Annotated in this window: 8 protein-coding genes; 3 read left to right on the top strand and 5 right to left on the bottom strand. The window is 60.6% G+C overall.

The window, feature by feature from the left end; translation table 11 throughout:
- The 3 genes from QM649_RS10135 to dnaJ form a co-directional block, all read left to right on the top strand.
- On the top strand, nucleotides 1–433 hold a 433-nt coding region (locus tag QM649_RS10135; RefSeq protein ID WP_415198919.1), incomplete at its 5' end, for an HrcA family transcriptional regulator.
- Nucleotides 434–606: 173 nt separating this feature from the next.
- Complete coding sequence (locus QM649_RS10130) at nucleotides 607–1137, top strand: nucleotide exchange factor GrpE (protein WP_415198918.1); 531 nt, start codon at nucleotides 607–609, stop codon at nucleotides 1135–1137.
- Nucleotides 1134–2273: a molecular chaperone DnaJ gene (gene dnaJ, locus QM649_RS10125; protein ID WP_415198917.1), complete on the top strand. Its 1140-nt coding sequence runs from the start codon at nucleotides 1134–1136 to the stop codon at nucleotides 2271–2273. The genes QM649_RS10130 and dnaJ overlap by 4 nt, the downstream gene beginning before the upstream one ends.
- A 380-nt stretch (nucleotides 2274–2653) precedes the next feature.
- Here dnaJ and QM649_RS10120 read toward each other — a convergent pair whose 3' ends face one another.
- From QM649_RS10120 to QM649_RS10100, 5 genes are all read right to left on the bottom strand, one after another.
- On the bottom strand, nucleotides 2654–3604 hold the full coding sequence (locus QM649_RS10120; protein ID WP_415198916.1) for a hypothetical protein: 951 nt from the start codon (nucleotides 3602–3604) through the stop codon (nucleotides 2654–2656).
- A 381-nt stretch (nucleotides 3605–3985) separates the two neighbouring features.
- Nucleotides 3986–5671, bottom strand: coding sequence for an RNA polymerase sigma factor RpoD (gene rpoD, locus QM649_RS10115; protein WP_415198915.1), 1686 nt, complete (start codon nucleotides 5669–5671; stop codon nucleotides 3986–3988).
- A gap of 310 nt (nucleotides 5672–5981) precedes the next feature.
- The gene (locus QM649_RS10110) at nucleotides 5982–6152 is read right to left on the bottom strand and encodes a hypothetical protein (RefSeq protein WP_415198914.1); all 171 of its coding nucleotides are present in this window, start codon (nucleotides 6150–6152) and stop codon (nucleotides 5982–5984) included.
- 320 nt (nucleotides 6153–6472) lie between these two features.
- Entirely contained in the window at nucleotides 6473–8248 is a 1776-nt protein-coding gene (gene dnaG, locus QM649_RS10105) for a DNA primase (protein WP_415198913.1), read from the bottom strand.
- A gap of 321 nt (nucleotides 8249–8569) precedes the next feature.
- The gene (locus tag QM649_RS10100; RefSeq protein ID WP_415198912.1) at nucleotides 8570–8842 is read right to left on the bottom strand and encodes a hypothetical protein; all 273 of its coding nucleotides are present in this window, start codon (nucleotides 8840–8842) and stop codon (nucleotides 8570–8572) included.
- Nucleotides 8843–8855: the final 13 nt, after the last annotated feature.

Genomic DNA, 8855 nt, shown 5'->3' with positions numbered 1-8855 from the left:
GGAAGAACGCTCGGAATATGACCGGCTGATGCGCTCGCTCGAGGAGCTTTATCGCAAGGGAGCGCTCGAGAGCGAGGCGTCGTCGACGGTGAGCATCTTCGTCGAGGGCACGGCCAACCTGCTTGCCAGCGAGATCGACCGCGGCCGGCTACAGACCATGCTGCATGCCCTCGAAGCCAAGGAGCGGCTGATTTCTCTGCTCAACGCGTATGTCGATGCCCGTCAGGAAGATGTGCGCGTGGTGATTGGGCTTGAGGAGACGCTGCCCGGGCTGCACAATGTGGTGTTGATCGGCGCGCCGGCGCGGATGGGGGCAGAGAATATCGGCACGCTTGCGGTGATTGCCCCGACCCGGATCCAATATGAACAGACGATCGGGGCCGTTTCCTACCTTGCGCAACTTTCCGACCGGCTTTTCCAGTCGCCCCAGTAGACTGTTTCCCGTTGGAACCGGACGCCGCTCTGGAGCATCCGATAAGGATGTCCCCGCGCCGCGATGAAAGACCCATGAATCTCCGCGATAGACTGAAAAAGACAGCGAATTTTTATCAGCAGAAAAAGGATGTTGGGACTCATCCCATGAGCAATGAACCGATGGAAAACCCCGTGAACGAGACTGAAACCCCTGAGACTATTGCAGCGGTGGCCGACGCGCCCGAGGGGCTGAGCGTTCCGCTGGAAGAGTATGAAAGGCTGAAGGCCGAGCGCGACGCGCTGGTCGACCGCCTGGCGCGCACGCAGGCCGAGTTCGAGAACGCGCGCAAGCGCGAAGCCCGCGAGCGCAACGAGTTCCGCGACTTCGCCGTTTCCGGCGCCGTGGAGCAGTTTCTCCCCGTGCTCGATAACTTCCAGCTGGCGCTCAAGGCCACCGGATCGGCCGAGCAGCTGCGCACCGGCGTCGAGCTGATCGTCAAGCAGATGGAAGAGGCGCTGCGCTCTCTGAACGTCCAGCCTGTTGAAACCGTGGGCACCACGTTCGACCCGCGCGTCCACGAGGCGCTCGAGATGGTCGAGAAGAATGACGTCCCCGATGACCAGGTCTTCGAGGAAGTCCGCCGCGGTTACCGCATCAAGGAGCGCCTCCTGCGCCCCGCCCTGGTCCGTGTGGCCAGCAATTCGCAGCAGAAGGAAGCATGAGTTCGTCGAACACGATGAAAGCAGACTATTACGAAGTACTCGGCGTCGCCCGGACGGCCAATGATCAGGAATTGAAGGTCGCCTACCGCAAGCTGGCGATGCAGTTCCATCCTGATCGCAACCCCGGCGACAAAGCGGCCGAGGAGAAGTTCAAAGAGTGCAGCGAGGCTTACCAGGTGCTGACCGACTCGGACAAGCGCGCGGCCTATGACCGTTTTGGTCATGCCGGCGTTTCCGGCGCGGGCGCTCCCGGAGCAGGCGGCAATCCGTTTGTCGACTTCCAGGATCTCGGAGACATCTTCGGCGATCTCTTCGGCTTTAATGTGGGTGGCGGCCGCAGCGGCGGCCGTGGCTCGCGTGCGCAGAAGGGCCGCGACATCCGCGCCGATGTGACCATCGAGTTCGAGGATGCGGTCTTCGGCAAGGAAGTCCAGGTGAAGTTCCGCCGCATGGAAGGCTGTCCGGACTGCAAGAGCACGGGCACGGCCAGCGGACGCGGTCCCTCCACCTGCCAGCAGTGCCAGGGGCGCGGCCAGGTGCGCTACCAGCAGGGCTTCTTCTCCGTGGCGCGGACCTGTAACGCCTGCGGAGGCTCGGGACAGATGATCACTGATCCCTGCCCGGGTTGCCGTGGAGAAGGCCGCGTGGAGCATCAGCACACCATCGCGGTGAACATCCCGGCCGGTGTCGAGGACGGCACGCGCATCCGTTACCAGGGCGAAGGCGATGCAGGACGCTTCGGCGGTCCTTCCGGCGATCTCTACGTCGCGCTGACGGTGAAGCCGCATGCCTTCTTCGAGCGTGACGGCAACAATCTGCATTGCGTGATTCCGATCTCCTTCACGCAGGCGGCGCTCGGCGACGACATCCAGATTCAGACCCTTGAAGGCGATACCGCGCTGAAGGTGCCGGAAGGCACGCAGAGCGGCACGCAGTTCCGGCTGCGGGGCAAGGGCGTTCCGTACCTCAACGAGCACGGCCGTGGCGACATGGTGGTGCAGGTTGCGGTACAGACGCCGAAGAAGCTGACCCGCGTGCAGAAGGAGCTGCTCAAGCAGCTTGGCGAGACGCTGACGGTTGAAAATGCCCCGGCCTCGCGCGGCCTCTTCGATAAGGTGAAGGAGATCTTCTCCTAGCCCTGTGCTGCAGCAGCCATCAAACAGGCGATCCTCCCGAGGATCGCCTGTTTCGTTTGCGGGATTCCGTTTCCGCGTTTCAGGCTTGAAAATGTGCAGGAAAAAAAGGCGGAAGCGTGTCGCCTCCGCCCTCCTATGCATAGTGGGTTCAGGAGCTTGCGTTTCTTGGCAGGCTCCCGGCTGTGGCGATACTCATCGGATTTGCGCCCCAGTAGGGGGTAACGTATGGGAAGCGCTTGCCAGTCGTCGAGTCGCGATGGTGCATTGACCCTAGGTAATTCTTCTCTATTACTGTTGGCCGCTTATCTCCTTAAAAAGAAAAGCCGATGCCCCATCGAGAGGCAGCCGGCTTTTGCCGTTTTACGCTTTGCAGTGGAGGGTTAGAAGCGGATACCGAAGCTGACGGGCAGCAGGCTCTCCGTGCCGGAACCGTTGTAGTAGTTCGAGGCGCTGGCCTTGGGCGAATCCACCCAGACGTAGCGGGTTTCCGCGTAGAGCTTGGCATTGCTGTCTTCGCCGAAGGCCTTGTAGTAGAAGCCGACGCCGAAGTTCAGGCCGCCCTGGTTGCTCGAGTAGTGATCGACGGTCACGCCCACGTCGTAGCAGTAGTAGTAGCACTCGGTGATGGGCTCGGTGAAGTTGGTGACCTTGCGATAGAAGCCGCCGCCGCCGGTGACGTAGCCGCCGAACTTCTTGGTGATGGGCTGATAGAAGATCGGGTCGATGGTGAACGACCAGGTATTGACGTTGCCGCTCAGCGAGTTGTAGCCGTAAGCGCCAAGGTCTTCAATGTTGTAGAGCTCGGTCGTATAAGTGCCGGGGATCTTGTTGCGGTTCCAGCCGTACTCGAGCAGCACGCCCAGGCGCTTGGAGAAGTTCCAGCCGCCGCCCACATTGATGTTGTAGCCGTAGGTCTGGTTCGGCGCGAGCAGGCCGTTCTCGATGTCAGTGACGCTGAAGTTGGTGGTGTTGCCGAGAGGAGCGGTGAATCCGGCGCCGGCTTCAATGGCGATGTGGCTCCAGGTATTGTTGCTTTCGTATCCCGGGTAGCGGTTGTTGCCGCGGGGATACTGTCCACCGTAAGTCCCGTACTGTCCACCGGCGGCAGGCGAAGCTGCGGTCGCGGCGCTGCCGTCAGCCGGCATGTCGTCGTTCAGGTAGGCCTTCCAGTCGGTGGAGCTGGAGTAGCCGCTGTGACCGTTGTCCGAGGCAGCGGTCGCGTCGCCCTGGCTTGCGGATTGAGCCAGCGCGGGGATGGCGCTCGTCGCAAGGGCGAATAGGGAAGCGGCGATAACGAAGCGGAGGCGCGGAGCGGTCTGCATCCTGATCATTTCGGGGGTCCTCACAGAAAAGAAGTAGTACGAAGCGGATCGTGGTCCGCTTTCACTTGCTGCTAACACCACATGGACGGTTTAGATGCGGTAACGGTTGCAGAAGCTTTGCAGAAGAGTACCTCGAAGGAAAACTCGGAGCAGCTGTCAGTAGAAAGACGGTCAGCAAATTTCGGGCGGAGTTGTCATTCCGACCGAAGCGAGACAGGTTTACCGTCTCGCGCAGTGGAGAAACCTGCGGTTTGGCCGTATATGCGGTCGGAATGGCAGCTTCGAGGTAAGGCCGCCGGCAAGGGACCGTTTTTCTCGCTCACCCTGCTCCTGCAACGAGAAAGCCCGCCTTGGGAGGCGGGCTTTCTCGTTATCAGGGTTCGGAATCGTCTACTCGATGACTGTGTCGACGAAGGCCTTGAGCTTGCGCGAGCGCGAAGGATGGCGGAGCTTGCGCAGAGCCTTGGCTTCGATCTGGCGGATACGCTCACGGGTGACCTGGAAGCTCTGGCCGACCTCTTCGAGTGTGTGCTCGGAGCCATCCTCCAGGCCAAAACGCATCTTGATGACGCGCTCTTCACGCGGCGTCAGGGTGCGCAGCACCTGCGAGGTGTACTCCTTCAGGTTCACGCTGATCACAGCGTCCGAAGGCGAAACGGCCTGGCGGTCTTCGATGAAGTCGCCAAGGTGCGAATCTTCTTCTTCGCCGATCGGGGTTTCGAGCGAGATGGGCTCCTGCGCGATCTTGAGGACCTTGCGGACCTTCGCGACTGGGATATCCATGCGGCGCGCGATCTCTTCGGAGGTAGGTTCGCGGCCAAGCTCCTGCACCAGCTGACGCGAGGTGCGGATGAGCTTGTTGATCGTCTCGATCATGTGCACCGGGATACGGATGGTGCGGGCCTGATCCGCGATGGCGCGGGTGATGGCCTGACGGATCCACCAGGTGGCGTAGGTCGAGAACTTGTAGCCACGGCGATACTCGAACTTGTCCACCGCCTTCATCAGGCCGATGTTGCCTTCCTGAATCAGGTCGAGGAACTGGAGACCGCGGTTCGTGTACTTCTTGGCGATCGAAACCACCAGTCGCAGGTTGGCTTCGATCAGCTCGCGCTTGGCGTTCTCGGCGTCCATGTCGCCCTGGATCATTTCGCGCTGTGTGCGCTTGATCTCGGCGATGGAGATACCGGCTTCCTGCTCGAGCTTCTCGAGGTCCGTCTTGCAGTTCTTCTGCTGGCGGCGGTATTCCTTCTTGAGCTCTTCGCTCTTGGACTGGTCGAACTTCTGGTCCAGGGTGCGGATCTGGCGCTCAAGGGTGCGCATGGTGTCGACAGTCTTGTTCAGCTTGTCGAGCAGCCGCTTGCGCTCCGTGTTGGTGTACTTGAGTTCGCGAACGATGCGAGAGACGTAGACATGCTCGCGGGCGATGGCCCAGCGGGTCTTGCGATGCTCCTTCGCCTTCGTCTTCGGGTTCAGCGTCTCAAGCTTTTCTTCGAAGGTCGCAGCCTTCTTCTGGTGCTTGATGAGCGTGTCGATCTTGTTGACCGTCTGGCGGACACGGCCCTGCAGCACCTCTTCGGTGATCTCCTCTTCGTCGAAGAGGACGACTTCCTTCACGTTGCGCACGCCGCGCTTGAGGTCTTCGCCGAGGGCGATGATCTCGCGGATCACGATAGGCGAGCGCGAGATGGCTTTCATCACGCGCAGCTGCCCACGCTCGATGCGCTTGGCGATTTCGACTTCGCCTTCACGCGTGAGCAGGGGTACGGTGCCCATTTCGCGCAGGTACATGCGCACCGGGTCGTTGGTCTTCTCCAGGGTACCGGGCGTCAGATCCAGCTCGACGTCTTCGCCGTCCTCACTCTCACCGTCGAAGCCGTCGCGCTCCTTGGGGCTGCCGTCCATCAGGTCGATGCCCTGGCTGCCGATGGTGGTGATGAGATCGTCGAGATCGTCGGCGGAATGCATGTCGCCGGGGAGCAGGTCGTTCACCTCACCGTAGGTGAGATAACCCTTCTCCTTACCCGCATCGATCAATTTCTCTAGTTCGTCTTCGTATTTGTCTTCTAGGGCCAAAGCGCGTCTCGTCTCCCGCGTCGAATTGTTCGAATCGTCGTCGTGTTTGCCTGGGTAGGACTCAGTGCGGTCGGGCCATTGAAGGCATTCAATCCCATTGCGAGCTGTCTGTCGCCGGGCGGTAGGCGCACGTCCACCGAGAGACTTTCAGGATATCACGCCTCAAAAACGAAGCTGCTATAATTGCCGACCTTTTGCGTCGCCATCCTGGAAAGCCGTCTGTCAGGCTCCTCATAGCTATAGATGTCGGAAATCGGAAATTGTTTCACCACATGCCTTTTCGTTCCGTCAAGCGGATATCTGTCTCGATTTAGCGCGAAGAAACCACAAAGAACAGGATTGTGATCGAGAGAACGGCAAGCAGCGAAAGCAGCAGCGGAATGCCGAGGATCAGGTGGATGCGCCGTCGCTGTTCCGGCCTGGGACGGGTGATGCCAAAGGTGTCGACAAACAGATCGGTCAGCCACGCCAGAAGTCGCATCGGATGAGCATTTTCGCATAGCCGGGATACGGGGTGCCCCAGGTCTCGATTCTGAGACCTGGGAAGGACTGATCCCGCCTCTCAAAGGCGAGAGGTGGGGCACCCGGTGCTTCGTTCACAGTCACTCCTCCACATTGTCATTTCGACCGGAGCAGGTGGTTTTATCGCCTGCGGAGTGGAGAAACCTGCGGTTGTACAGTCCCCGGCAAAACCGCAGGTTCCTATGCTGTTCCGGTTGAGATGTACTGTGCTGGCTGAACGCGACCAACGGGAGCGCGTGCCGAAGGCGGAATGCCCGGATGGCAAATCCCCAACGGACTCTAGTCCAAAGCTCTGAGCCGCTGAGTCAGCTGGAGGCTCTGCCGGGTCAGTTCGACGGCTTCCTGGACGCGGCCTTCGCGTTCGGCCTGGTGCATGGCGGCGCGGAGCTGGCGCAGCTCCTGTTCGAGGGAGGCCCGGCGGACGGTGAAAACGGCCTGCTCGATGTCCTCAACCGATGGCTCGGCTCCATGGACCGAAACGAAGACGGCGGCCAGCATCTGGCGCTGTCCGGGGTCGGCGAGGCACTGGATCGGGTCGGCCTCGGGGGAGCGGGCGCGGAGGCAGTTCACCATATCGTGAACATCTGACCGCATGCGCGCAAAGTCTTCCTCATGATTGCGATAGGCGGCCTCGGCGGCATGGAAGTTCTCCCCGTTATGGGGCGCGGAGAAGGCCTGCAGCAGGATCTGCTCAGCGCGCGTCAGCGGCGAGCTGGGCGTGGTCGCGAGGAAATCGCGCTTCTTGGCCGCGGCCTCTTTCAGCTCCTCGCGCACGAGCGCGGAATCGATCCCCAGCTTCTGCGCCGCGTCCATGGCGAATTCGTCGCGGGCGATGCGGTTGGGAATCAGGCGGATGAAGGGCAGCAGGTAGTTCAGGGCGTCGATCTTGCCCTGCGGCGTGCGGGGCGGATGGAGCTGGCGCGCTCGTTCGATGAGGTAATCCTGAATGCGGCGCGCCCCACGCAGGGCGGCCATGTACTCCTTGGCGCCGCGCTCGCGGATGTAGCGGTCGGGGTCGAGGCCGCCTTCGAGCGTGACGACCTTGACCTCGAAGCCTTCCTCGGTGAGCAGCGCGATGGACTTCTCGGCGGCGTTGGCGCCGGCGTTGTCGGGATCGAAATTCACCAGCACACGCTGCGTGTAACGCGAGAGCAGGCGCACCTGCGCCTCGGTGAAGGCGGTGCCACTGGTGGCGAGGACGTTCGAGATCCCGGCAAGCGAAGCCGAGATGCAGTCCATCTGACCTTCGACCAGCAGGGCGAAACCGAAATCGCGGATGGGCTGTCGAGCCTTATCTAAATTAAAGAGAACATTGCCTTTGTGATAGAGCGGCGTCTCCGGCGAGTTCATGTATTTCGGGCCCGCCTTGTCGCCGCTCTCGAGGGCGCGGGCGGTAAAGGCGATGACCTTGCCCGATTCGCTGGCGATGGGGAAGGTAACGCGCTTGCGGAAGCGCGAGTAGATCGGGCCGGGCGATCCATCCTCCTGCTGCTTGAAGGAAAACAGGCCCGAGGCCCGCAGTGTGTCGATGTCTGCAAGCCCCTGTAGCCGCTCGCGCAGCGCGTGGAAGCTCTCCGGCGCGTAGCCGACGCGGAACTTGGCGATGCCCTCGTCCGAGAGGCCGCGGCCGTGGAGATATTCGCGGGCCAGTGCGCCTTCGGGTGTCTTCAGCTGCTCCTGGAAAAAGGCGGTCGCAACCTCGTGCAGTTCGATCAGCTTGCCCCGGCGGCGGCTTTCGGCCGCCTCTTCGGGCGAGGAGAACTCACGTTTGGGCAGCGGGATGCCGCACTTGAGGGCGACCGTCTTCACCGACTCGGGGAAGCTGACATTCTCGATCTTCTGGATGAAGGTGAAGACATCACCCGAGACGCCGCAGCCGAAGCAATGAAAGAACTGCCTGCCGATATGGACCGAGAAGGATGGCGATTTTTCGCCATGAAACGGGCACAAACCCTGCATGTTCTGCGCGCCGGCCTTCTTCAGACGCACGTATTCGCCGATGATCTTGACGATATCGGCCTGCTGCTTGACGGTCTGTGCAAAGTTGTCGGCCATGCGGGGTCGCTAGTTTGAGTGTAGTCGGCAAACCTTCGAGAATCCGAGTTGTCCCAACTTGCTTAGGGAAACAACCTGCGCGACGAAATACTGGAGAAGAGACAAATGTGCAGGACTACGATGGACGAGATGGAGACGCGCGTTCGTTCACTCGAAACTACGTTTGAGTCGCTCCGCGCCCACGAGGAAGCGAATTTCCAGGCAATCATGGCCGCAATTCGCGAATGGAAGGAGCGCGAGCTTGAGATTCACAGGCTTATTGCTGCACTCACGAGACGAGTCGAGGCACTGGAAGCTGCGCGTCGCGCAGAGTCTCGTAATTCATAGTCGAGATCGATATACATCTACGGTATGACCATCGAACCGAATGCCTCGAATCACCCGATCCATCACTTCTTCGAGTTCAGAGGCTTCCAGCGTGACAGGGTCCCCTGCAACCTGATGCGGTTTTGGGAATAAAAGAGCGTCCTCGAAGCCGAACTGAAAAACGCCTCGCGCATCAGCGTAATAAACACTTCTGTTTCCGTAATGCAGAGTAAAGCCTTCTTCGGAAACCAGTTTGCCAAGCCATCGCAATCTGCGCTTGAACGTCATAGGGAATTTCCTA

Origin of the sequence: Silvibacterium sp., assembly GCF_047605705.1 — a bacterium.
GTDB lineage: Bacteria > Acidobacteriota > Terriglobia > Terriglobales > Acidobacteriaceae > Silvibacterium.
The sequence above is the reverse complement of the archived record's forward strand: the minus strand, read 5'-3'. Positions and strand labels throughout refer to the sequence as shown.